This is a genomic window from Proteiniphilum sp. UBA5384, from assembly GCF_002410825.1.
GTDB lineage: Bacteria > Bacteroidota > Bacteroidia > Bacteroidales > Dysgonomonadaceae > Proteiniphilum.
The window spans coordinates 141,488-165,679 of sequence record NZ_DHOS01000067.1 but is presented as its reverse complement, the minus strand read 5'-3'; the positions used below and the strand labels follow the sequence as shown (position 1 = coordinate 165,679).

Annotated in this window: 18 protein-coding genes; 2 read left to right on the top strand and 16 right to left on the bottom strand. The window is 44.3% G+C overall.

Going from position 1 to position 24,192, the window contains the following annotated elements:
- Window positions 1-17: 17 nt before the first annotated feature.
- The 3 genes from pyrI to B4G81_RS13185 form a co-directional block, all read right to left on the bottom strand.
- Window positions 18-470: an aspartate carbamoyltransferase regulatory subunit gene (pyrI, locus tag B4G81_RS13195; RefSeq protein ID WP_294083252.1), complete on the bottom strand. Its 453-nt coding sequence runs from the start codon at window positions 468-470 to the stop codon at window positions 18-20.
- Window positions 471-512: 42 nt separating this feature from the next.
- Complete coding sequence (gene pyrB, locus B4G81_RS13190) at window positions 513-1,427, bottom strand: aspartate carbamoyltransferase (RefSeq protein WP_294083250.1); 915 nt, start codon at window positions 1,425-1,427, stop codon at window positions 513-515.
- Window positions 1,428-1,507: 80 nt separating this feature from the next.
- Entirely contained in the window at window positions 1,508-2,710 is a 1,203-nt protein-coding gene (locus tag B4G81_RS13185; protein WP_294083249.1) for a saccharopine dehydrogenase family protein, read from the bottom strand.
- A 280-nt stretch (window positions 2,711-2,990) separates the two neighbouring features.
- Here B4G81_RS13185 and B4G81_RS13180 point away from each other — a divergent pair, with 280 nt between their 5' ends.
- Window positions 2,991-4,292, top strand: coding sequence for a mechanosensitive ion channel family protein (locus tag B4G81_RS13180; RefSeq protein ID WP_294083246.1), 1,302 nt, complete (start codon window positions 2,991-2,993; stop codon window positions 4,290-4,292).
- Between the two features lie 119 nt (window positions 4,293-4,411).
- The gene (locus B4G81_RS13175; RefSeq protein ID WP_294083244.1) at window positions 4,412-5,494 is read left to right on the top strand and encodes a 3-oxoacyl-ACP synthase III family protein; all 1,083 of its coding nucleotides are present in this window, start codon (window positions 4,412-4,414) and stop codon (window positions 5,492-5,494) included.
- 351 nt (window positions 5,495-5,845) lie between these two features.
- Here B4G81_RS13175 and B4G81_RS13170 read toward each other — a convergent pair whose 3' ends face one another.
- From B4G81_RS13170 to B4G81_RS13110, 13 genes are all read right to left on the bottom strand, one after another.
- Window positions 5,846-7,315, bottom strand: coding sequence for a flotillin family protein (locus B4G81_RS13170; protein ID WP_294083242.1), 1,470 nt, complete (start codon window positions 7,313-7,315; stop codon window positions 5,846-5,848).
- 4 nt (window positions 7,316-7,319) lie between these two features.
- Window positions 7,320-7,889, bottom strand: coding sequence for a serine protease (locus tag B4G81_RS13165; RefSeq protein ID WP_294083240.1), 570 nt, complete (start codon window positions 7,887-7,889; stop codon window positions 7,320-7,322).
- A 143-nt stretch (window positions 7,890-8,032) separates the two neighbouring features.
- Window positions 8,033-9,157 (bottom strand): lipid II:glycine glycyltransferase FemX, encoded by a 1,125-nt coding sequence (locus B4G81_RS13160; RefSeq protein WP_294083238.1) that lies wholly within the window; start codon window positions 9,155-9,157, stop codon window positions 8,033-8,035.
- Window positions 9,158-9,228: 71 nt separating this feature from the next.
- A complete protein-coding gene (locus B4G81_RS13155; RefSeq protein ID WP_294083237.1) occupies window positions 9,229-10,047 on the bottom strand; it encodes an alpha/beta hydrolase in 819 nt (272 codons plus the stop codon).
- A 52-nt stretch (window positions 10,048-10,099) separates the two neighbouring features.
- A complete protein-coding gene (gene murQ, locus B4G81_RS13150) occupies window positions 10,100-10,912 on the bottom strand; it encodes an N-acetylmuramic acid 6-phosphate etherase (protein WP_294083236.1) in 813 nt (270 codons plus the stop codon).
- A 62-nt stretch (window positions 10,913-10,974) separates the two neighbouring features.
- On the bottom strand, window positions 10,975-11,826 hold the full coding sequence (locus tag B4G81_RS13145; protein WP_294083235.1) for an ATPase: 852 nt from the start codon (window positions 11,824-11,826) through the stop codon (window positions 10,975-10,977).
- 20 nt (window positions 11,827-11,846) lie between these two features.
- Entirely contained in the window at window positions 11,847-13,019 is a 1,173-nt protein-coding gene (locus tag B4G81_RS13140; RefSeq protein WP_294083234.1) for an acyltransferase family protein, read from the bottom strand.
- 81 nt (window positions 13,020-13,100) lie between these two features.
- The gene (locus B4G81_RS13135; protein ID WP_294083233.1) at window positions 13,101-14,336 is read right to left on the bottom strand and encodes an exo-beta-N-acetylmuramidase NamZ family protein; all 1,236 of its coding nucleotides are present in this window, start codon (window positions 14,334-14,336) and stop codon (window positions 13,101-13,103) included.
- 85 nt (window positions 14,337-14,421) lie between these two features.
- Window positions 14,422-15,693 carry an MFS transporter gene (locus tag B4G81_RS13130; protein ID WP_294083232.1) on the bottom strand — a complete coding sequence of 424 codons (1,272 nt, stop codon included), beginning with the start codon at window positions 15,691-15,693 and terminating at the stop codon, window positions 14,422-14,424.
- Window positions 15,694-15,798: 105 nt separating this feature from the next.
- Window positions 15,799-17,121, bottom strand: a complete 1,323-nt coding sequence (locus B4G81_RS13125) for a SpoIID/LytB domain-containing protein (protein ID WP_294083231.1) — start codon at window positions 17,119-17,121, stop codon at window positions 15,799-15,801.
- Between the two features lie 62 nt (window positions 17,122-17,183).
- Entirely contained in the window at window positions 17,184-18,638 is a 1,455-nt protein-coding gene (locus B4G81_RS13120) for a glycosyltransferase family 2 protein (protein WP_294083230.1), read from the bottom strand.
- A gap of 28 nt (window positions 18,639-18,666) precedes the next feature.
- Window positions 18,667-21,618, bottom strand: a complete 2,952-nt coding sequence (locus tag B4G81_RS13115) for a xanthan lyase (protein WP_294083228.1) — start codon at window positions 21,616-21,618, stop codon at window positions 18,667-18,669.
- A gap of 57 nt (window positions 21,619-21,675) precedes the next feature.
- On the bottom strand, window positions 21,676-24,147 hold the full coding sequence (locus B4G81_RS13110) for a glycoside hydrolase family 9 protein (protein ID WP_294083226.1): 2,472 nt from the start codon (window positions 24,145-24,147) through the stop codon (window positions 21,676-21,678).
- Window positions 24,148-24,192 lie beyond the last annotated feature (45 nt).

The window sequence follows — 24,192 nt, the reverse complement described above, 5'->3', positions numbered from 1 at the left end:
AAAGTAAATTTGAATAACTATTGAAGCACAATATCTTCTTTTTTGACCTTCACTTCACAATAGTGGCACTGAAGTTCTACATTCTCTTTATCGGTCACATGGAACCGGGTTTTCATCGGCTCATTGTTAGTGATACATTTAGGATTGTTACACTTCATGATCTCGATGATCTCGTCGGGCAGGATTACCTTTTTCTTCTCTACCACCTCAAAATTACGGATGATATTCAAGTTCACATTGGGTGCAACCAAAGCAATGCGGTTAAGTTCATCTTCACGAAAGAATTTATCCGATACTTTGATAATCCCTTTGGATCCCATTTTGCTGCTCTTCAAATTATTACCTATTGTTATCCGGTTTTGCAGCTTTTGCAATTGAAGCAATGAAACCACTTTAAAAACGGCATCGACGGGTATATGGTCAATGGCCGTACCATTTTCCAATGCTGCAACCTGTAGTTCTTTTCCCATAGAATTCTTTAAATTACCAATTACACCTAATTACTTTATCTCTTAACCTCCTATTTTCATTAAATCACAGATAATAGCCTGGCGTGTATACATACCGTTCTTTGCCTGTTGAAAATAATAAGCCTTTGGATTGGCATCCACGTCCTGGTTAATCTCTTTCACGCGGGGGAGCGGGTGCAGTACTTTCAGGTTCTCTTTTGAATCGTCCAGCATGCGGTTATGCAGGATATATATATTCTTTACTTTTTCGTATTCCATAAGGTCGGTAAAGCGTTCTTTCTGTACCCGGGTCATGTATAGGATGTCGGCGCTATTAATTGCTTCGGGGGAGAATTCAGTAAATTCCTTGTAGGGAATCTGGTGGTTCTCACAGAATGTTTTATACTTGTCGGGGATATGTAATTCTTCAGGAGCCACAAAATTGAACCTAGGCCTGAAGTGCGAAAGTCCCTGTATAAGCGAATGCACAGCACGTCCATATTTCAGATCACCCACAATGGTGATGGTGAGATCTTCGAGTGTTCCTTGCGTTTCGTAGATGGTGAACAGGTCGAGCATTGTCTGGGTAGGATGCTGGTTAGACCCGTCACCGGCATTGATGACCGGTATGGGTGATATCTCGGAGGCATAACGGGCCGATCCTTCCAGGTGGTGACGCATGATGATAAGGTCGGCATAATTGCTTACCATCATAATGGTGTCCTTGAGTGACTCTCCCTTAGTGGAACTACTGGTGGCTGCATCGGAAAAACCGATAATACGTCCGCGCAACCGATTGACTGCAGTTTCGAAACTAAGCCGGGTGCGGGTAGACGGCTCAAAGAAAAGTGTGGCACACACTTTCCCTTGTAACAGATTACGGTTGGGATTCTGCTTGAACAGTGACGCACTTTTAATGATACGATAGATATCATCCTTGTCGTAATCGTCGATATTGACTAAACTTTTGATTCCCATTTTTTAGAATTTATACGGGCGGGTTCTTTTTGGCAAAAATAGGGGATTTCGGGATAATATGGGAGAAATTAAAGGAAAATTTATACTTCCAGATCGATATCGAATAGTTCATGCCAGGGCAATCCCTGTTTGTTAAGTTGCTCCATGAACGGATCGGGGTTGAACTCTTCCACATTGTATACACCCGGTTTCTTCCAGATACCCTGCATAAACATCATGGCACCGATGGTAGCCGGTACACCGGTAGTGTAGCTCACGCCCTGGGCGCCGGTTTCCTTGTAGGCTGCTTCGTGGCTGCAGTTGTTATAGACGTAATAAGTACGCTCCTTACCGTCTTTAATACCCCGTATACGGCATCCGATAGATGTCTCTCCTGTGTAGTTCTCTCCCAGTTCACCGGGATCGGGAAGCACCGCTTTCAAGAACTGGATAGGGACGATCTTTTGTCCGTTGTATTCCACTTCGTCGATACGTGCCATGCCGATATTTTGGATCACCCGCAGATGAGTGAGATACTCCTGGCCGAAGGTCATCCAGAAGCGGGCCCGCTTAAGGGTGGGGAAGTTCTTCACTAATGACTCCAACTCTTCGTGGTAGATCACATATGATTCTTTAGGACCGATTTCCGGATAGTTGAGAGGCTGATGAATTTCATGCGGCTTGGTTTCTATCCATTGCCCATTTTCCCAATATTTACCTTTTTGTGTCACCTCCCGGATATTGATCTCGGGATTGAAGTTAGTGGCGAAAGCCTTTCCGTGATCACCCGCATTACAATCCACGATATCGAGATAATGCATCTCGTCGAAATGGTGTTTGGCGGCATAAGCCGTATAAATACTTGTCACGCCGGGGTCGAACCCGCAACCAAGGATAGCGGTCAGCCCCGCTTTTTCGAACTTTTCCTTGTATGCCCATTGCCACTTATATTCGAATTTGGCCTCGTCCTTCGGTTCGTAATTGGCCGTGTCCAGGTAGTTCACGCCACATTCCAGGCAGGCATCCATGATGGTCAGGTCTTGATAGGGCAACGCTACATTGATCACCAATTCCGGTTTATATTCATTGAATAGTTTTACCAGCTCCGGTATGCTGTCAGCATCCACCTGTGCCGTCTGAATGGTTACACCCGTACGGCGTTTCACATCCTCGGCGATGGTATCGCATTTACTTCTGGTACGGCTTGCCAGCATAATTTCGGTGAACACGTCACTGTTTTGCGCCACTTTGTTGGCTACTACTGTTCCCACGCCACCGGCGCCGATAATCAGTACTTTTCCCATATTCTTAGTCAATTGTTTAGATATATGATAGATTTGAAGGCAGCCGCTTCACTTAATGATAGGTGCACGGACTGCTTTCACAAATGTACAATTATTCTTTGAAAGATGATATACTTTGGGTGATAAACGATGAAAATGAAAAAAAGGGATGGCATGAAAATTAAGGAAATCGGGGGCCTAAAATTAAATTATAGGTTTTGACAATTTAGTTAAAAATTATACCTTTGTCCACTATGTGTTACATATGCTCGCTTATACATATTTAAAAATATATACTCCGATGAACGAAGAAAATATTCAACAAATCTCGCGCTCGACCAATGCAATCAGCGACTGGTCTATTGAATTACTTAAAAACATGGGTGTTGGAGATAGCTGGGTCAAGTATATCAACCTTGTCATCTTACTGGTTGTATTGATAGCCTTGGTTTTTGTGGTGCAATACCTTACTCGTATTATCCTTCAGAATTTGCTGGATCGTTTTGGAAAAATAACACGTGCCGAATTCCTGAAAAATCTTTCCAAGAGACGTTTCTCACATTATCTGGCAATGGTGATTCCTTACAGCCTGATAAAGGGCTCTATTCCCATTATTTTCGATCAATTCCCCAAAACAATGATTTTTGCCAATAAATTGATCGACATTTTCTTGATATTCTATGTGATATGGCTTCTGATGTCCGTCCTGAATGCTTTCTTCGACACTCTTTCCAAGAGACCGAGACTGAGGGATAAACCCCTGGAAAGCTATGCGCAGGTGATAAAAATTGTATTGTATTGCATTGGTTTTATTATCTTGTTCTCTATCCTTACCGGACAAAATCCGACGCATATACTTACCGGTCTGGGAGCCCTTTCCGCTGTGCTGATGCTGGTATTCAAAGATCCTATCCTGGGGTTTGTGGCCAGTATCCAGGTTTCGGCCAATGACATGGTACGTATTGGTGACTGGATCACCATGCCCAAGTATGATGCCGATGGTGATGTGTTTGAGATTTCACTTACGACCGTGAAAATCCGGAATTTCGACAAGACCGTTACCACTATTCCTCCGTATTCATTGGTATCGGAATCGTTCCAGAACTGGCGTGGCATGGTGGAAACCGGAGGAAGGCGGTTAAAACGTTCCGTTTTTGTGAAACAATCCACTATCCGCTTCATGGAAGATGAGGAGTTGAAAGAATTGGAAAGAATAGGACTTATTACAGATTATATCCGTACCAGAAGTGAAGAAATCAATGAATATAATCGAGAAAACGACGCTGATAAGTCGCTTCCTATCAATGGACGGAATCTGACCAATATGGGACTCTTTCGGCAGTATATTCTTTCTTATCTGAAGAATCATCCTCATGTGCATAAGGAATTACTGATATTAGTCCGTCAGTTACAACCCACCTCAAAAGGGCTTCCTCTCGAACTCTATTTTTTTACTGCTACTACCGAGTGGCTTAAATATGAAAATATATGTTCCGATGTGCTTGACCATGTGACAGCAGCCGCTAAGTATTTCGACCTACAACTTTATGAGGATATTTCCAATCCGGTCATCAGCCGGATACCCGAAACTGAAGCAAATTAAAATGGTTTGCCGGTTAGTGGTTTATTTAGAAAAAATCATGTACTTTTGTACTTTCTAAGAAAAAAATGGAATTTAAAAAAAAGTTGTAAGGTTATCAAGTTAACTAAGAATAATTTGTAATGAGTAAGCTTTATAGTGTTTTTACGGGTACGGGCAGCTATGTTCCTGCCAAGCAGATAAAGAATGAGTTTTTCCATAATTATGAGTTTTATGACTCTACCGGGGAAAAATTGGCCACTCCTAATGAAGAGATCACTCGTAAATTTGAAGAGATTACCACTATTGCCGAAAGGCGGTATGCTGCGGATAATGAGACTACTTCCGATTTAGCTTTAATTGCCGCCCGGAGAGCTTTAGAATCAGCGGGAATAGATAAGGAAGAACTCGATTACATTATTTTTGCCCATAACTTCGGGGAAACAACGGTGGAGAATATGCGTATAGACGTGTTGCCGACGATGGCTGCCCGTCTGAAGCAAAAATTGGGTATTGCCAATCCCTCCGCTGTGGCGTATGATATTTTGTTTGGCTGTCCGGGATGGGTACAGGCGGTGATTCAAGCCGATTATTATCTGCGCTCGGGAGATGCGAAAAAAATCTTAGTGGTAGGTGCTGACGTGCTGTCGCGCATATCCGACCCGCATGACCGCGATAGCATGATCTATGCTGATGGTGCGGGTGCTGCCATTCTGGAGGCGAGGGAAAGTGATTCACCCATAGGTATAATCGGACATAACTCGCGCAGTGATGCGTTAGATTATGTGAATATGCTTCACATGGGATATTCTTATAAACCGGAATTGGCGGAGAAAAAAGATTATTACCTCAAGATGAATGGCCGTCGTCTCTATCAATATGCCCTTGAAAATGTACCTAAAACGATCAAGGCGGGACTAGACAAATTGAATTTACCTATTGATAAGGTGAGCAAGGTGTTGATTCATCAGGCGAACGGGAAAATGGATGATGCCATTCTGAAGCGTTTGTTTCAGCTCTATGATTTAAAAGAGGTGCCTGAGCATGTTATGCCGATGACTATATCCTGGTTAGGGAACTCATCGGTAGCTACCGTCCCTACGTTATTGGATATGGTTATGCGTGGAGAGATGGATAATCATGCATTGAGGAGCGGTGACAATATTGTGCTGGCTTCGGTAGGAGCGGGTATGAATATCAATAGCATTGTGTACCGCATTCCCTAAGATAGTTTTTCCCTTATTTTTATAAAAATACCATAACTAACTCAGGTTTATTCAGGTCTGGGTAGTTACTTATTTACAAGTCTGCATCTAATGCTGATTGAATATTATTGTTGTTTGAAGGGACAGGATGATATCTATCAGTTCGTCCTTATCCTTCGCCTCGAGTTGTTTTCTTGTAAATATCCTCATCTGTTATTTTAAGATGGAAATCCGTTACGTTGTTACCTTACGAGCCGCGTAAAAAAAATGATGCAGGTAGCCGTTCTATCCGTTTAACGGCACCCGAAGCTTTTCCATTTTATAGGATCTACTGAGTATAACCCAGGTATCGGTTTGTGCTCTGTTATCTAACTATTGTTCATCGGCTTCAGAATCGGATTCTTCTATAGGAATAATTTCCGGTTTGTTTTCTCCTTTTAGATAATTGGGCAAGTTCATTCCGGCCATATTGAAGAGGTCGTCGAGTGGGGGAATGGTCTTCATCAACCCGGAGAGGAAGTTGGCGGTGGATCCTTTGCCGTCCTGATTGTTACCGGAATCCCAAACGGTTACCTTGTCGATCTTGAGGTTCTTCACCGCTTCTACCTGTGTCTTGATTAGTTCAGGCAGTTTTTCGATCATCAGCAGCTGATAGGCTTTGTCGGGATCACCTCCTGCCGCCGAAACCACATCTTTGTATCCCTGCGCCTGTTTGTTCAATATCTCGAATAGGCCGCGTGCTTCGGCATCCATCTTGGCAAAGATGGCATCAGCTTCTCCTTTGGCCTGTACACGGATGCGTTCGGCTTCGGCCTGAGCGTCGATGATGGCTTTTTGCTTGGCTATTTCAGCAGGTACTACTATATTGGCAGTCTCTGTAGAACGTTCGCGCTCCGCACGGGCATTTTCCGCTTTCTGTTCGGCAGAATAGGCCTCTTCCAACGCTTTTGCTTGTTGTACTTTTTCAGCTGCTACGGCAAGGCGTGCCGCTTCGGCTTCTTTTTCCCGGCGTGCAGCATCGGATTGGGCAATGGTGATCTTTGCCGTATTTTCTCCTTCTACCGCAGTGGCATTGGCTTCCGAGGTTTTGATACGAGTTAGCTTGTCGGCTTCGGCTTTACCGATCGCCTCGTCCTTACGGGCAGCGGCAATGCTCACTTCACGGTCTTTATCGGCTATGGCCTTACCGGTTTCTCCAATTTTTTCCTGTTCCGCCACACTTATCTTGGCTTCATTGATGGCCTTGGCGGCAGCTTCCTTTCCTAATGCCTCGATGTAACCCGACTCGTCTTTGATATCGGTTACATTCACATTGATCAGTTTTAATCCTACCTTCTTTAACTCCGAGTCGACTGTTTTGGAGATGGCTTCGAGGAACTTATCACGGTCGGAGTTGATCTCTTCGATAGACATCGTGGCAATCACCAGACGGAGTTGTCCGAAAAGGATATCGGAAGCCAGTTCCCTGATTTTGTCCGGGGTAAGTCCGAGTAACCTTTCTGCGGCGGTGTTCATTAGTTCCGGTTCGGATGAGATGGCGATGGTGAAACGGGATGGGACGTCTACCCTGATATTCTGGCGACTCAGTGCATTGGTGAGGTTGGCCTCTATCGATAATGGCTTGAGGTCGAGATAGGCATAGTCTTGGATAACAGGCCAGATGAAAGCACCTCCACCATGGATACAACGTGCGGATGATCCGCCGGTACGTCCGTAGACGACCAATATTTTATCGGAAGGACATCTTTTAAAGCGTGATGCCAGCGCAAGAATGGTCACAAAGATGACGACAGCAAGTACAATAATTAAAAACATGGGCGATGATAGTGTTTCGGGTGACATATATTTAAATTTTTTCAACTATTAGAATATTGTTATTTTCAATTTTGACAATTTTTACCGTGGATTGGGAATAGATGGGTTCTTTCTCGTCGGTAAGGGCATCCAGTTCCCGCAGCGATCCCCCTACGCTGATCAATATTTTACCTTTTCCCATACGGTTGGCCGGGATAGTCAGATATACTTCGGCTGTTTTATGAAGTGCCTTTTCCATCTTGAACGAATTATCTTCGGCCAGTCGCAGGAATATCTTGACCGTGATGAAAAAGATAGCAACGAACAGGATGCCTGTAATTACGGCCACTGAAATAAGCAGTGTTTTATTTGGTATAAGGGTGTAAAATGTGATTCCTCCCCATCCGAAGCCAAGTAAGAAATTGATGAGGTTCCGAAGTGAGAACAGTTGAAAAGGAGCGTCTCCATCACTCAGGTCACCTTCGAAATCGGCTTCTACTCCATCCATGGAATCCCCTCCCACAAACGTAAGGATTGTCTGAATTATAAAAATCACAGTAACAGGAGCTGCGATATACCAAAAGATTCGCAGCAAGGGTTCGGCATTTTGTAGGATATTCATAAAATTCAATTTCATTAAATGTTTTCTATGCACGGTAAAACAAATAGATCTGTTCCGATCTTGCTTGACGAAAACGATGAGTTTTTACATAACCCAAAGATATGAAATGAATTTTAAATAGAAAAGTAAATTTTAATAAAGTTTTAACTTAAATGGTACCCTTGACTGTGGAGTTCAGAGGCACGAAAGAGGGTATATTTTTTATTATCAAGCGGATAATCCCAGCATCCCAGGCTGTGGTATATATCGCCTCCGAAGCCTGATTTGAATTTATATAAACCATATAACGGATGTTCGGGGTCGGGGGAAGGGGAAATGCCGAACATATCGTATTCGGTACAACCCACCTGTTGGGACTTGAGGATTGCTTCCCATTGAAGTGCATAGGTAGCCATCAGATTGCGATGTTCCGATGAAGAGGCACCATAAAGATAAGATCCTCTGTTCCCTGTGATGACCAAAAACATGGCTGCGAGTGGTTTACCGTTGTACTCTGCGATCAGCAGGCTCACGTCGGCTGGCGAACTGGTATTGTCCGCTCGGGCATCAAGTACTGCCCGAAAGTATTTTATGTCGTTCAACAGTAGATGGTTACGGGTAGCGGTCTCTTTATAGAGTTCATACCAGATATCCATTCCTTCCATCCCCATCGATCTTACCGTTATCCCTTTTCGATGTGCTAATCTAATATTGTAGCGGGTTTTTGGCTTCATTCTTCCAAGAAGAGTTTCGCTGTCCCGTGTCAAGTCTAAATAGATAGTGTTGGCCGGTAAAATATTAGAGTAGGCTTTTTTGAAATTCCAGTTATGTGTATTGAAATTGAAACGAAGTTCTTGGGAGTGGCTTTCGGGTTCACCTTTCCATATCCCGTTTTCGTCGAAATGATCTTTCTCTCTGGCCCAATACGATTCCCAACAAAGATCGTAGCGGATAAGTATGCAATTTATAGGCAACACCGATCGGAGCGATTCGGAGAGTTCTTCAAGGAACATGCCTTGGAACTCGTCGGTTGGTTCAATTTCCGGACCATAAGGCACATATGCCACGCAATGATTCCGGTCGATTTGCTGAAGCACAACCAGCAGGTCAGATTGTATATATGACTGATCTACCAGTTTAGGAAAAAGATCGGACCTTTGGGCTGTAAAATTAATGGCAAGGGTGTTAACTCCCAGTGATGTTTTGACCTCCGACCAGAAAGCTGTTTGCTGTAAAATAGGTGTGGCATATAACTCTTCAGTCCCTTTGAGACAGACGTTCGTCAGCATATCTTCTTTATTTTCAGTAAAGCTAATTGTTGAACTTGCAAAGGTAGGCAAAATAAATGAGGTCCTCCTATTTATTTTGATTTGCTGAAGCGAGTTATTTCATCCAGCATCAAGGGGAAAGCGGGATATGCCATGTCATGGCCATATCCATCCAGTTCGAGCAAACGGGTATGCTGATGTCCCGCCACTTTCATCATGCGGGCGAGATAGGCGTTCTCTTCGTAACGGCCCAGAAGTTCCAGCTCGCGGTCACCGGTGATCAGTAGCATGGGAGGGGCGTCGGCACGTACGTGGAATAGCGGTGCATATTTGTCTATAACCGGTTGTTTGTCGGGTATGTTATTCTCCGCACGTATGGTGAAATGGGTGATAGCCTGTCCGCTAAAGGGAATCAGGCCGGCGATACTGTTGGCATCAACACCATGGGGGGCAAGGTATTGTTTATCCAGACCGACCATCATGGCCAGGTATCCACCGGCAGAATGTCCCGATACAAATACCCGTGACGCATCGCCTCCATATTTTCCGATATTTTTAAAAACCCATGCCACTGCCGCTGCCGCATCCTCGATATAAGCGGGTGCCTTCACTCTCGGAGCAAGGCGATAGTTCACCCCAATAATGCACAGCCCTTTGTCTTTTAATGCTTGGGGAAGTTCTTTACTGCCACCTGTAAGGCCGCCACCGTGAAACCAGACTACGGTGGTGAAATCTTTTTTATTTATGGGATAGTAGATATCAAGTACACATCGTTCAGTAATATAACTGTCTTGCGTGCGCACTTCTCCCGGGTAATAGGGGATATTGGAGACTGTTTTGTATTCTATGTCCTGTGCCATCGCAGATGTGAATACAACGATTAGAAGCAGGAGAGTTGGAATTCGGAGCATAATTGTAAAATTAAGAACTGATAATTAACTGTTAAGGGTAGAAAATGAATGATTAGGAATGATAACTGTTGATGGCATTTTTGACTGAGCCATGGAGGAGGAGCAGATTCTTGGCCTGCTCGTAGGATAGTCCCAGTTCATCGATGATCATACGGGTACCTCTATCCACCAGCTTTTGGTTGGTGAGTTGCATATTGACCATGCGGTTGCCTTTTACCCTGCCAAGCTTGATCATGGTGCTCGTAGTAATCATGTTCAGCACCATTTTCTGGGCTGTACCCGCTTTCATCCGTGTACTGCCTGTCACATATTCAGGTCCGACGATGGGCTCTATCTTTATCTCCGCCTCGGCGGCTACGGGAGAACCAGGGTTGCAACAGATGGCTGCCGTAAGGATACCTTCTTTTCGTGCACGACGTAACGCTCCTATCACATAAGGAGTAGTACCCGAGGCGGCAATGCCTACCAGCACGTCATTCTGGTTGATATCGCATGCTGTGAGCTCCTCCCATGCTTTCTCAAGGTTATCTTCGGCAGCTTCGACCGGTTTGCGTAATGCGACATCTCCTCCGGCAATCAGTCCAATCACATACGTGTCGGGCATACCGAAAGTAGGTGGAATTTCGGAGGCATCGAGCACACCAAGCCTGCCGCTCGTACCGGCACCGATATAAAAAAGACGTCCTCCACGTTGCATCCTTGCCACTATCCCTGTGACTAGTTTCTCAATTTCAGGAATGGTTTTTTGCACGGCCAGTGCTACTTTCCGGTCTTCTCGGTTGATCTCGGTGAGGATTTCAAGAACTGGTTTTTGTTCCAGATTGTCATAAAATGACGATTGTTCTGTTATTTTGATGAAAGACATATTGTTGTTTTGATAATGTGTTGATTCGTTGATTTGTTGGTTATATGGTCATTTTCAATTGATTAGTGATTGTAGTAATCAATCAGCCCCGACATGGGGGATTGAACAATTGTCCCTACTTCAATTCCTTTTTCTGTAGCGACTTGTTTCAAGGGGGTGGAAAAATACCATGCGATAGAACCCACAAAATTAACTTTATTCTTTTGATAATCATACTGCATCACGTTCCTTTCAAAAAAAGCAGAAAAGCTGCGTGTAACGATCAGTCGGATAGTAGGGTCGCCAATATGTGTGAGAAGGAATGGGCAGAGACTTGCCAAAAAACGATTCGGGAAAGGTTGCCGGTAAACTTTTTCTATGATGATTGCGGGGGTAAGTCCATACTCTTCGAGTAACATCTCCTTCAGCCCTTTAGTGAGTTGATTTTTCAGCGCATCACTCACCAGATTTTTCCCCAATACGGCACCGCTTCCTTCATCACCCAAAATAAAACCGAGTGGTGAAATTTGTTTCACGATCTCTTCACCGTTCCATTGACAGGAATTACTACCGGTTCCCAGAATACAGGCAATCCCGGTATTACGCCCGCAAAGACTATGAGTCGCTGCTATCAAGTCACTGTGAACCCGTATGTTATCGATGGGGAATGATTCGTGAATAGCATCCCTTACCAATCCCGTTTTTTCCGGAATACATCCGGCTCCGTAGAAATAGACCGCGTCGATCCTGACACCTTTTAGTATAGGGTATACATGCGTCCTGATCTTCCGGGCGATCTCATCTCCCGTCTGGAATACGGGGCTAATACCTTCCCCGGAAAAACGATGTATTATCTTTCCATTTTTTGTAAAACACCAGTCCGTTTTCGTGGCGCCACTGTCGGCAATTAAAATTTCTTTTTCCGAAGTTATCATAATTTATCTCAATGATAGGCTTATATTTTAATGTAAATATTGCGTTTGTAAAGAATATAGCCGAAGAGCCAGCAGGTAGTAACAAACAGGAGCGCATATAGCAATGAACCGAAATAATTACCCGCCCAGGGGCGCAGTAATATCTCATAGACAAACCCCTTGATAGAAATGGCTTTTCCCTGCACCGTGAACCTGATGTTAGAGAGCAGGATCGCGAATACTCCGGCAAAAATATACACGATAAGCGGATTGACACCGAATGCGTGAAAGAACCGGCTCCACCGCTCTTTTTTATTGATATCGATGATCCAGATCAGTAGGCCCAGCAGCTGGGCGGCAAATCCAGTGGTGGTGAGGACGAAGGTAGGGCTCCATATTTTCTTGTTGATCGGACAGCCATACTGCAGCAGTAATCCGGCAAAGGAGAGGATGGTACCCCAGATCAGCAACTTCTCCACACGGGTATGATTCTCTTTATTGTCAACAATTAATTTGCCGAATAGGAATCCGATCAGTACGTGGGCGATAGAGGGAAGCGTACTAAGCAACCCCTCGGGATCAAATGCAATCCATTCACCTGAAGGAGTCGTATCTTTATACATGTGGTCGGGTCCCCATAATGCACGGTCAATCACCGCAATGATGTTCTGTTCCGACATTTCGAATCCTTTTCCAAATTGCAGGATCAGGAAATAGCTTATTAACAACAAGGCTGTTACCCACGGCAGATATTTACTTTTCACGAATAGGACGATCATGGCTGCGAAACCATAAGCCAACCCCAATCGCTGCAGTACACCTAATATACGGAGGGTATCAAAATGGGAGGCCGCTTGAATGAAAGGCTCTCCTGAGGCCAGTCCCCTACACAGTTGTCCAAACCATCCCAATGCCAGACCGATTACAAAAATAAGAACGGTACGCCGTATAATTTTCCAGATGGCCACTTTCGACGGTTCGAAATGGAATTTCCGTAACGACATAAAGGTGGATACACCCATAATAAACATAAAAAACGGAAATACCAGATCGGTAGGGGTGAGTCCGTGCCAATGGGCGTGACGGAGGGGGGCATAGACTGCACTCCATGAACCGGGGTTGTTGACCATAATCATGCCGGCGATAGTGATTCCCCGGAGGATGTCGAGCGAGAGTAAACGGCCGCTCTGTAGGGAAGGATCAATTGTGTTCATATATTTTAAAACTACTGATTGCTGATTATTAACTGACAATTGACAATTTTTATCGGCGCAGCTATTATCGCGTGAAGCATACTATTTGTAAAGGTAATATTTCTTTGATAATTTTTTGAAAGTTTCCTCATCTTTTGTCCAGTAGGATTGGATATCTGCAAAACGATGATTTTTGGAAAATTCAAGACGGATAAAATCGCTGCCACTCACTTTGTCGAACATGTTAAACCTATTTTCAGGAGCGTGATCGAACACTTTCTTGTCAGGATAGAGTGCTGCGGCTACCTCCATTACATGAAACTGGATATCTGACAGACGCGCTTTTTGAAAATCGGTGAGGTATATTTGTACTCCCTGAAAGTTGTTTCCTTGTCCAACCGCATAATATGGTTTTAGATGGATAGGACGAAAAATAACTCCCGACAGCCGTTTCGCGTTGAGTCCCCGGGCAAATTCTTCGGCATTGATCCAGTTGGCGGCAAACATCTCAAAAGGCAATGTATAACCTACACCGATGGATATATAGCCCAGTTCGCCTAATATTCCCGAAACAGGATAAAAATAGGCTGAATGGGCGAAAGGTATATGAGGTGAGGTAGGAACCCAGGGTAAGCCTGTTTCTTCGAAGTTCATTTTACGACGCCACTTTTTCATCTTTATCACCGTCAATTTACAAGGCTGTGCAATCATCTTTTCGCCGATAAGCATTTCGGCCAGTTCACCACAAGTCAGGCCGTATACATACGGGATTCTAAGTTGGCTTACGAAAGAGAAGAATCCTTCTTCTACCAGGTTTCCTTCTACTTTGAGTCCTCCCAACGGATTCGGCCGGTCGAGTACCACGAATTCGATATCGTTTTCTGCTGCTGCCTGCATCGCCAGGTACATGGTTGAGATGTAAGTATAGGAGCGACATCCGATATCCTGGATATCATAAACAAGTACATCTACTCCTTCCAGCATCTCTTGGGTAGGCTTCCGGGTGGCTCCGTAGAGTGAATGGACGGGTACTCCGGTATTGGGATCGGTAAATGATTCGATCTTATCTCCGGCGTGTACATCTCCCCGTACGCCATGTTCAGGACCGTAAAGGGCAATCAGTTGCACGTTGGGAGCTTCATGCAGAATATCGATGGTCGACTTCAAGTGGTTATCGACTCCCGTTGGATTGGTTATCAATCCCACCCGTTTTCCTTGCAACACTTTAAAATTGGACTCTTTCAACACTTCGATTCCCGTCTTTATGTTTATCTTTTGTGCGGAAGAGGTCAAATGGATAAGCAGGCCGAATGCTATAAACAGTAAAAATTTATTCATATTATTATTAGCTTCATCAACACTATTCGTCCCGATTTATCGGGATCAGTAAATTATCATATCAGTAAATCATCACCTTGTCACATCAGTTTTTCGCTTTTCCGAATTCCTTGTCAATCTTTAAAAAGGGAATAAGTACAAGTGTCGGGATAATGGCTATCACGATGAAGATAAAGAAATTCACGTAGCCCAACTGTTCCTGGATCCAGCCGGCAATCATGCCCGGGAGCATCATTCCCAGTGCCATAAATCCCGTGCAGATAGAATAATGTGCTGTCTTATGTTCACCTTGGGAGAAATAGATCAGGAAAAGCATATAAGCTGTGAATCCGAAGCCATAACCGAACTGTTCGGTGGCTACCGCCAGATTTACCCAAATAAAATTCTCAGGTTGGTATATTGCCAACAAAAGGTAGGCGATGTTAGGAAGTGTAATGGTCAGTGCCATAGGCCATATCCAGTATTTTAATCCCTTTCTGGAAGCTACTATCCCTCCTACAATGCCGCCTAACGTAAGTGCTAACACTCCTACTGTTCCATACGCTATACCTGCATCCTGAGTGCTTAATCCCAGACCTCCCTGCTCACGTCCGTCCAGCAGAAATGGGTAAGTAAGTTTCACCAGCATGGCTTCAGCCAGTCTGTATAGCAGCATAAAGGCAATAGCCACTCCAATTCCCTTTTTCGTGAAAAAGGTTTTGATTGTATTGCCGAATTCGATCAGAATGTCATTTGGAGTATGTGCCATTTTTCCCGTGTCGCTCGCAGGATGTGGCAATACAAAGCGATGCCACGCAAAGAACGCGATAAATAGTCCGGCCAGGATGAAAAAAGTGATACTCCATGCATAAGAGATGTTGCCGGTACTTGTCTCGAGGAAGCCAGCCAGAATAATCAGTAATCCTTGTCCGGTAATGGAGGCCAGACGGTAAAAGGTGCTACGGATACCGACAAAGAACGACTGTTGTGAATCGTCCAGTGCAAGCATATAAAAGCCGTCGGCTGCAATATCATGCGTGGCGGAGCTGAAAGCCATCAGCCAGAAGAAAGCAAGTGATGCTTGCAGGAAGAAAGGGGTGGGGAGGGTAAAGGCGATACCTGCGAATCCGGCGCCTATGAGCAACTGCATAGACACGATCCACCACCTTTTGGTTTTCAGGATATCCACAAACGGGCTCCAGACCGGTTTGATAACCCATGGAAGGTAGAGCCAGCTGCTGTATAGGGCTATCTCTGTATTCGATAACCCAAATCGTTTGTACATGACAACTGAAATGACCATAACTGCCACATAAGGTAATCCTTCGGCAAAGTACAAGGTAGGTATCCATGTCCAGGGATTGCGTGTTGTTTTCATCGCTATATAATTACCAATTAGATATTACTTTTTGTCGTTTTTGATTTGCCATGATAATATTTTCCTTTTCAATATAATTCATATCTCATAATTAGTCATTAGTCATCAATAATTTTTTACTGTTTCCGATTGAGGAAAATAATGCGTCAGTATTTTAAGATAACCCTGTCCCTTTTTGGCCATAATGGCGGCTCCTATCTGACATAATCCAACGCCATGGCCCCATCCTGCACCAGTGAATATGAATTTCTGAGGAATTCCCATGTCATCTTCATCTTCGGTATCCACGACGAATGCTGAACTGTAGAGGTGAGACTTCGATAAGATGCGTCGGATTTCCAGTTCTTTCCCTATTGTCATCACCCTTTCTGTACCAATGATTTTCAGTCGGATAATACGACCTGAAGCACCCCTTTCGAGTGCTTGCAGGGCAATAATTTCTCCGAAATCGATTCCTGAACGCTCCCTGATAATAGAGGAAAACTCTTTCTGGGTATAGGTTGTCTTCCATCGGTAGAAATCAGCTGTTTCCCGGTCATAATCATTCAATACCTGTCTTAATACAATTACATCCTGTGTATTACAGAAGGCTGGAGGAGAGGTGCGGATCCATTCTTCGGCATTTTCCTCGATGGTCAGGTCGGGTAGGAGCGAATCTTCGGTATTATCTGGTCTTGCCTGTAGATAAGGATGTGGCACAGGTTCCCATACATTTTCGAATGTCTCCATTATGCCACCGCAACATTTAGAAAAGCGGGCATCACAAATGGTGCCGTTATAGTGGAGTACTTCTCCCCGAGTCTCCCTGATTACTTTCTTTACCAGATCAGTGGACTGACGGGTAATTCCCTGATAACGCTGACAATGGTCGTCGGCGCAAACGTCAAACCGCTCATGGTTTTCCCGGTCGTACCAGCGAAATATCTCTGTAGGCGTTTCAAATGAAGTCCGGTAGCCGATTACGGAGCTTTCAAGAGTTTGACTCTTTTGGATTTGTGCCAGTAGCCAACTTCTAGAGATGACGGCATGTGCTTTGAGTAACTCCTCTGAACTGGTAGCGCTCATTTCGGATGAGATTACGCTGGTAAGATAATCTTCCAATGCAACGATATTAATTGCCGAAATACTGTTGTTTTCCACAATAAATTTCAGGCTACCCAAAAATTGTTGGTTTTCTTTTCGTTCCCAATGGAACTGTACTCCGATAATCACGTTCATTAATCCGAAAGCATTCTGGTGTATGTCTCCGGCTTCGAAAATAAGTTCATCAAACGTTTCTCCATTAAAAAGAATCTTTCCGTTTGCCACCTCAACCGAATAATCACCCGGTTGCATTTCTTTTCCATGCAACTTATAACCGGTGGACAGTAAAAAATCAATTTTCTGTTGTCTCAATAATATTCCTACCTGAATCAATGGTTCACTCATTTTATTTATAACAGTTTTCGTCCATTTTCACTCTTTACTCTCCACTCTCCATTTTTCACTTTTCACTTGCTAATATTTTTCCTTGCCAATAGTTCCCATGTCCTGATCCTGTCTTTATAAAGGTCATGCGCATTCATTTTCACCACATCAAGTGAGGCATCGCTATTGTCTTCCCATCGACGGCAGAGGTAAAGCACGTCATAAATACGCCCAATTTGATAGTGGCGTGAGATATTCAATCCCAAGGCGTAATCTTCACCGTAACTGGTGTTGGGTACCTTGATATTACGCAGTACAGGTGTATAGAAAGCGCGGGGTGCACCCAGCCCATTGATGCGCAGTGCGTTATTCCGACCGTTATCGGGTGTCCATTCGCGGTGGTCGATGACGCCCGGCGGAATCTCTTCCATATCAAAGTTGGTCATTCGGTAAGTGCCGACCACCATGGCGCATTGCTGTTCATAGAAAGCATCAACTATTTTTTGCAGCGTATCTTTCCTGCTATAGACATCGTCGCTGTCGAGTTGTACGGCAAACTTACCGCATTTAGGGTGATGCACACCCAGATTCCAGCATCCGCCGATACCCAGGTCGTCCCTTTCAGGGATAATATGTATTAATCGTTTATTTTCTTTGAATTTATCAATAGCGTCCGAAGTGCCGTCAGTAGAGTAATTATCCACTACAATAAGGTTGAAGGGGAAATTGGTCTTTTGTCTCAACACAGAGTCAATAGCATCCTTAATAGTCTTGACGCGGTTGCGTACCGGAATGATGACCGAAGCTTCATATTCGAAATGGTGTTGATTGAATTCGATCTCCTTAAATTGAGGTGTCAGATAGGCTCCTATCTGTTTGAGATGTTGAGTACATGCCAGTTCCATCTCGATCTGCACCTGACGGTTTTTGGGGTCCACGTAATCGAATATCTTTTCGCCCGAGGCGCGTGTGTCTTCTTCTATTTCAGAATAAAGATATTCATTGATGTGTACCAGGGGATGGTGTTGTGATACTTTGAGCCGCAGGTCATACAGTCCCGCAAATTGGTAGTTTTCATCCATCCTTGCCGCGGCTTCTTTTAAAGTATCGGCATTGTAAAGCAATAATGATCCGAAATTAAAATCATCGCGCAGGCTTCCCTCCTGATAATCAATGACAGGATGATTCTTCTTTTCGCCGTTGGTGATTGCATAGTAATCGGCATAGACCATCCCTGCGCGGGTGTCTTCGGCAATACGGGTCATTCGTTCGAGGGCGAAATACCCTGGTTTCAGTACGGACGGTTTCTGAAAGATGAGCGAGTAACCGGTAGTGGATCTATCTGCGATTTTTTTGACCGTCTCCGTGCTTTGTAATTTATCGATAACGATTTTGTCACAACCTTCCGTAGTTGCGACCGTTTCATCGGGTGTAAGCAGAAAAATTTCTTGTATCAGTTCCGATTGTTTTAGTACCTCTATAGTTTTTCTTGCTTGTTCCGGTTGCGTAAAAAGAATAAAAGCGTTTATTTGTCCCATTTAATTACCAATTATTAATTACCAGTTATCACCGCATCATCACATCAACCAGCCCTTTTACCAATTGGTTACGATCCTCCCGGCTTTTGACGGCCTCAATGGGAAATCCCAGAATGGCTGTGCTATATTGTTCTCCTTTATATAGGATGCCGGCGCTTAAATTGTTTTCGGAATAACGAAAGACGGTAAAAGCATTCTTATCTGCCGGTTCAATGGCATCGGGATGTTCCACCACATAACTCTCACTGTTGAGGGTGTGATAGTAGGTCCAGTTTCCTTGGAGGGCAGGGAAGGGTGAAGATACAGCCTTGATTTGTCCGGTGACAGCTCCATAGTTATTTCTCCATTTGTACTTGAGAATATTTTGCGCCCATTTCCTATCTTCTGTAGTAGCGTGTGGATTATCCCATAGGTCGGTTCCTACAAAGGCACCACTGATGATGATGTTTCCACCAGTATTACAGTAATCGGTGATTATCTCCTGGTTTGGTTTGGAGAAGGTTTTAAAGCGTGGAGGTTTAGCTCCCCGTGCTACCGTCCATTCCCGCTGTTTTCCCAGTATCCAATCCACAACCTTATAGGATTGTAAAGATACGGCTTTCTTTTCAATGGCAGCCGCGGATGAGGAGACAAATGAATACCCAGCTTCGGCAAAGGCTTGCCCATGAATAAAGGGATAATCGAAAGTGTTTCCGGCAATTGCGGTGGTTTCGTAATTCGCATCGCTGTCTCCGAATCCGGAAGAGTCGTCGTCCATCCAGGGGATTATCCTGCGGAATTCATGCATCTGACCGATAAAATGGTGGTCGGCGATATAAGGAACGCCATTGTCTTCATTTCCAAAAAATCCGGCGATGCTATCTTCGGAAGTGGTAAAACTGAATGGAGCCGATATCCTTGTAAACCCGTTGACAATTATTGCTTCTCCTTGTTGATGTGTCTTCCGGCAGACAGAGAGGATCTCCGAAGGGAAACTGATTCCTCCGTCGTTTACTGCTACCACTTTAAAGCTGTAGATGCTATCTTTCTGAATGGATATGCGGCAGTTATTGTTATTTATCATAATCCCGTTATCAAATCCCCCAGTGTTGAGACGTGTATAGATGATATACCGGGAAGGAGTTGCTGATGGTTCTGCCGCATCATAGGTCGGTTGCCATTTTAATTCTACTTCGTTATCACCTGAGAAACGGGTACTGAATTCTTTAACCGGTAGTGGTTGTACTATATATGGACGGTTGTATTGGGTTGCCAGGAACTTGAGCATTCCCTTATAAATAGACCGGCTTACCATAAACCGGAAGGAAGGATCCAGCCCGTAGCGCATATCAGCAAAGTTCTGATGTGATAGCAACTCCAACAACATAGTGGGTACGTTTGGCATTCGTGCTTCGGCATAGGAGCGGTTCCAGAGATGACGACGCGTCCAATCGGGCTCGAAATTACTTCTGATATCCTTTACGATTTCATCCATTACCAGTTCGGAAAGATCGCGCGAAGCCCACCTTGATTTTCCGTTTTCAAACAGTTCGTTGTTGAAATGTGTCATATAGATACCGAGTGTACCGACGATAGTATCACCCCAGAAAGTGCCTGCATCGGTATGAAATGCGAAAGCCAAGTCCAAAGGGATATGGAGGCCTTCTTCCCCGGGAAGTGCTGATGAACCTCCCGCCAACCAGTTAACCCATGCACCGCGTGACGCATAGTCATCGATATAATCGTCCTTCCCGTCGGTACGGTTGTATACACTGTCGGGTATGCCTGCCCACTGCATCCAATAACGCGCTCCTTCGGTATAACGTGGGTAACCGCTTATCTCGGATCTTCCTATATTTCCCATTCCTCCGCCTATCTTTACTGCATCGGCAGTGATAATCCTGCCGGCACGACTACTCCTGTTGGAAAGTGTTATTTTATGGTTATCACCTTTGTAGAACTGAAAATAACCTAAAAATATCCAGGTGCCGCCACCCATTTGCTGGTTGACATGAAAATCGGTTTTTCCTCCGGCATGGTATACGCTATAAAGTGCGTCCTCACTACTGCTTTTCAGTGTTTGATAGGAGATATAAACACCATATTTTCCCTCTTCTGGAATGTCAGGTCGCCATTCGGCGAGGCTTTCCTCTCCCCTGTGTATGGTTTTAACCTGTCTGGCACCCCCCATCAGAAAGGGGTTCTCTCCATCCCGATAGATCTCTTTGGAATGGCTAAAACCGGGTAAATAGGCATTTCTCCACTTTTCCTTTCCATTGGTTTCACTGTATTGAGAATTGCCGTATCTTTGAGATTGTTGGTCATTATCAATGATCAGTTCTACCTTGTTGTAATCCCGTTCACGCGGCATCAGTACATTGGCACCTGCATTTTCAAGCATTGGCACCAGAAAGGGTAATACATAGCTTTGGGTATATAGATCTTCCACTGTCCGGAAAATGCGTGCCCGTTGCCATTCCCATCGTCCGAGCTTTTGTTCATAGTACCAGCCGTGACTTTGCCACAGCGCGATATGGTTATTCTGTAGTCCTTTTTCGAAATCTTCTACCGGAGAAGAAATATTGGTGACAAGTGGTTTCTTTACCTTATGTGCGATCATCCGATTCTTGTCTTTCTGCTTATCGCGGAAATAATTAGGAACCAGATGGCTGATCTCCTGTCCGTCGGAGAAAATACTTATAGTGTATTTTTTTTGTATTGAGGGAAGATGGTAGCGCACGCTATCGTATATTTGAAAGACAGTATTCTCCCGCATGGGAAGGTAGGAAAGTGACAGGTTGGTGTGAAGCTCTATGTTTTTTCCCCTTTCGTTGATGGCGATGCTGTCCACCGTCACTTTTCCCGGGCGTAGCAGCGTTTCCCGATAGATATTGGTTAGTGATTTATTCAACTTCTGTTTCAAGGAATTTTCCACAGTATCCTGAGAAAAAGCAGAATAATAAACGGCCAGTAGAAGCAGTATAAAAAAGGATTTTCTCATGCGATCATTTTTTGTATCTGTAGTCTTGTGCAAAAATAGGAAGAAAGAATGAATTGTTTATAATATTTCATTTATACTTCTCCACTCATATCCCCTGTTTTTTAACTCTTTTATCAGGTCCTCCAGTCGATTATACAATTTGTCGGTCCGTTTAGGATCGGTACCAATATGGATAAGGAGGACAAAACCATTTAATCCGTTTTTCTCTTCATATTGCAGGATATTATTGTAAATTGTTTCCGACGAGAGGTAATTCTTCATGTCGGGTATAGTATAATCGGCATTGGAGGTGGTACCGGGCGTGAAATTGATTATTTGTACACCCCTACTTTTTGCCCAATCACTGATTTCCTGATTATACCATTCATAGGGTGGTATAAAATAGCGTGGCAATTGAATCTTTAATCCTATTTCATCCATAGTCTTATAGTTGTTAAGAAGGTCTTTCTCAAAATCAGACCGTGAAACTAGGGTAGAATCACGCTTTTGCCAATCGGCATACAAAAGATGCTTATCGGAATGAGGTCCGAGATAATGTCCGTCTTTCTGAAGATCCCGGGTAATGGTAGGATATTTTCTGTAGAAATCACCGGTAAGGAAAAAAGAAGCATTTACATTATTTTTTTTCAATACTTTTCGTATGATATTGGCTCCGTCGGCATATTCATGTCCGGTAAAAACAAGCGATACTTGCTTTTTTGACCTGTCACCACGAACAATACCTCTTGCAACTCTTTCCACTTTCTTTGCTTGTGCACTCAGATAGCCGAAGTAATAAGTGAGCGAAGCGGTACCGTCCATCGTCGGCTCATTGGTGGAATAGTCGGCATAATCATCGTGATATACTATATAATCTGATTGAAAATCGGCATATTTATCCTCATTGGCAAGGTAGATGCCTATTAAATTACTGAAAATAGAATTGTAGATAGGCCCATCTACCATACCTCCTGTTACCGGTATTTGGAGGAGATGTGTAAATGCCGAATGGGGATCTTCGGGGGTGTCGCCCTGTTCGGGATACCCCACGATCATGGAGGTGCCCCATGGATTGCATCCTAGCAGCCAGTCTCGCAAGGCGGTTTCAATTTCAAGGAATGAATCGTCCCCCGTAATTTCGTGATATAACCTGCATTGGGTGATAAAACCGACGGTCAGATTATTGGAACACCATATAAAGGGTATTCCATTCAGGAAAGCATCACCCTCAGCACGATCTTTTACACGCTGTAATCCGGTTTTCATATTCCTGATAAATTCTTTTTGAGCATATGGGTCATTATGCTGCGTTGCCAGATGGTAATTTCCCAGATTCACGAACGGGTACCATTGATAGTGCCGAGCCGAATCGGCACCCATCCAGGGGGTGACAGGTTCCCACCTGCCATATTGGACGGCTTGTATTAAATACTCTTTTTCTCCCGAGACATTGTACATTTCCATAGCGGCCAACTGCATATCATCCGCCCAGTTGTCTTCTTCGTAGAAATAAGGTGCTCCTCCCGGTGCGGTTTGAGAAACTCCGGGATTTTCTGTTCCTTTCTTATAAGCATTTTTGGCTTTTTGTGCCAGTATGTAGGAAAATTCAGGGTAATAAGGCGATAGCAATTGAGCGCCCAATGAAAATGAAGAGGCATACTTTCCTAAGGTAGAGGCCATGCCGGTGCTTCTGTTTTTATGCTTGAACAACCCCTGTGGTTTGGGGCTGATAAAATAGACGGGGCGTTCTTTTCCCGCTCCCCAACCATAATCGACCTTCTGTTCATTGGGCAATGTGAATCCCGCATGATCCCGGTCGTCGGCCAGTTGATTGAAATAGGTATCGGCGTCGGGATTCATTTTCACCAACCAGTCTAATCCCCATTTGGCTTCATCAAGGATATCGGGAATGCCGTTCGCACCTTCATGACCATTGGCATCATAGTGATCGTCGAATGATTCGGGATACCGGCTGTATGCGAAAAGCATCTGGTAGACAGCATTGGCAGATGTGGTCACGTATTGCAGGTAATCAGACGCATCATGCCATCCGCCGACAGCATTGAAATATAATCCATCACGTTTGCCTTCGGGATCGCCCACAGAGATTGCGTCGTGGGTGTGGCAGGAGTCTCTCAGGAACGGATTGTATCCGCACCGTTGTTGGCGCATATATTGTAATGGGATATCTGCTGCCCCGGCGTATATATCGTTACCTATGCGAAACGGGGCGGATTGAGCTTTACCTGTTTTCACGATGTAGGTTCCTTGCCTTTTAAGTGAAGAGAAGTCAAGTCGTGCCGATGATTCGAATGCCGGTTGTTTTCCGGTAGGACGAATATCCACTTCCGATCCTGTAAAGACGGTCTCTTTCGTGGTCGGGTCTATTACCTGAAATTCGTCGATGACATTGTTTTCCTTGCTGATCCAAACGGCTACTTTCACGTCGTCTTCCAGGTAACCGACCTGGTTGACACGTACCCATGATGTTTGGGAATAGCCTTCCAACATTACCAAAAACAGCGCCAATATTAGATTTACTCGTTTCATACGGGCTTTTGAATAGTCACGACAAAGATATTAAATATAACTGTG

What these genes read in the sequence shown, in the direction of transcription:
- B4G81_RS13115 (WP_294083228.1), bottom strand. Translation starts at nt 21,618, where the DNA reads ATGAGAAAATCCTTTTTTATACTGCTTCTACTGGCCGTTTATTATTCT.
- B4G81_RS13130 (WP_294083232.1), bottom strand. Translation starts at nt 15,693, where the DNA reads ATGAAAACAACACGCAATCCCTGGACATGGATACCTACCTTGTACTTT.
- B4G81_RS13155 (WP_294083237.1), bottom strand. Translation starts at nt 10,047, where the DNA reads ATGCTCCGAATTCCAACTCTCCTGCTTCTAATCGTTGTATTCACATCT.
- B4G81_RS13125 (WP_294083231.1), bottom strand. Translation starts at nt 17,121, where the DNA reads ATGAGTGAACCATTGATTCAGGTAGGAATATTATTGAGACAACAGAAA.
- B4G81_RS13120 (WP_294083230.1), bottom strand. Translation starts at nt 18,638, where the DNA reads ATGGGACAAATAAACGCTTTTATTCTTTTTACGCAACCGGAACAAGCA.
- B4G81_RS13165 (WP_294083240.1), bottom strand. Translation starts at nt 7,889, where the DNA reads ATGAATATCCTACAAAATGCCGAACCCTTGCTGCGAATCTTTTGGTAT.
- B4G81_RS13145 (WP_294083235.1), bottom strand. Translation starts at nt 11,826, where the DNA reads ATGATAACTTCGGAAAAAGAAATTTTAATTGCCGACAGTGGCGCCACG.
- B4G81_RS13110 (WP_294083226.1), bottom strand. Translation starts at nt 24,147, where the DNA reads ATGAAACGAGTAAATCTAATATTGGCGCTGTTTTTGGTAATGTTGGAA.
- B4G81_RS13160 (WP_294083238.1), bottom strand. Translation starts at nt 9,157, where the DNA reads ATGCTGACGAACGTCTGTCTCAAAGGGACTGAAGAGTTATATGCCACA.
- pyrB (WP_294083250.1), bottom strand. Translation starts at nt 1,427, where the DNA reads ATGGGAATCAAAAGTTTAGTCAATATCGACGATTACGACAAGGATGAT.
- B4G81_RS13180 (WP_294083246.1), top strand. Translation starts at nt 2,991, where the DNA reads ATGAACGAAGAAAATATTCAACAAATCTCGCGCTCGACCAATGCAATC.
- B4G81_RS13185 (WP_294083249.1), bottom strand. Translation starts at nt 2,710, where the DNA reads ATGGGAAAAGTACTGATTATCGGCGCCGGTGGCGTGGGAACAGTAGTA.
- murQ (WP_294083236.1), bottom strand. Translation starts at nt 10,912, where the DNA reads ATGTCTTTCATCAAAATAACAGAACAATCGTCATTTTATGACAATCTG.
- B4G81_RS13175 (WP_294083244.1), top strand. Translation starts at nt 4,412, where the DNA reads ATGAGTAAGCTTTATAGTGTTTTTACGGGTACGGGCAGCTATGTTCCT.
- pyrI (WP_294083252.1), bottom strand. Translation starts at nt 470, where the DNA reads ATGGGAAAAGAACTACAGGTTGCAGCATTGGAAAATGGTACGGCCATT.
- B4G81_RS13140 (WP_294083234.1), bottom strand. Translation starts at nt 13,019, where the DNA reads ATGAACACAATTGATCCTTCCCTACAGAGCGGCCGTTTACTCTCGCTC.
- B4G81_RS13135 (WP_294083233.1), bottom strand. Translation starts at nt 14,336, where the DNA reads ATGAATAAATTTTTACTGTTTATAGCATTCGGCCTGCTTATCCATTTG.
- B4G81_RS13170 (WP_294083242.1), bottom strand. Translation starts at nt 7,315, where the DNA reads ATGTCACCCGAAACACTATCATCGCCCATGTTTTTAATTATTGTACTT.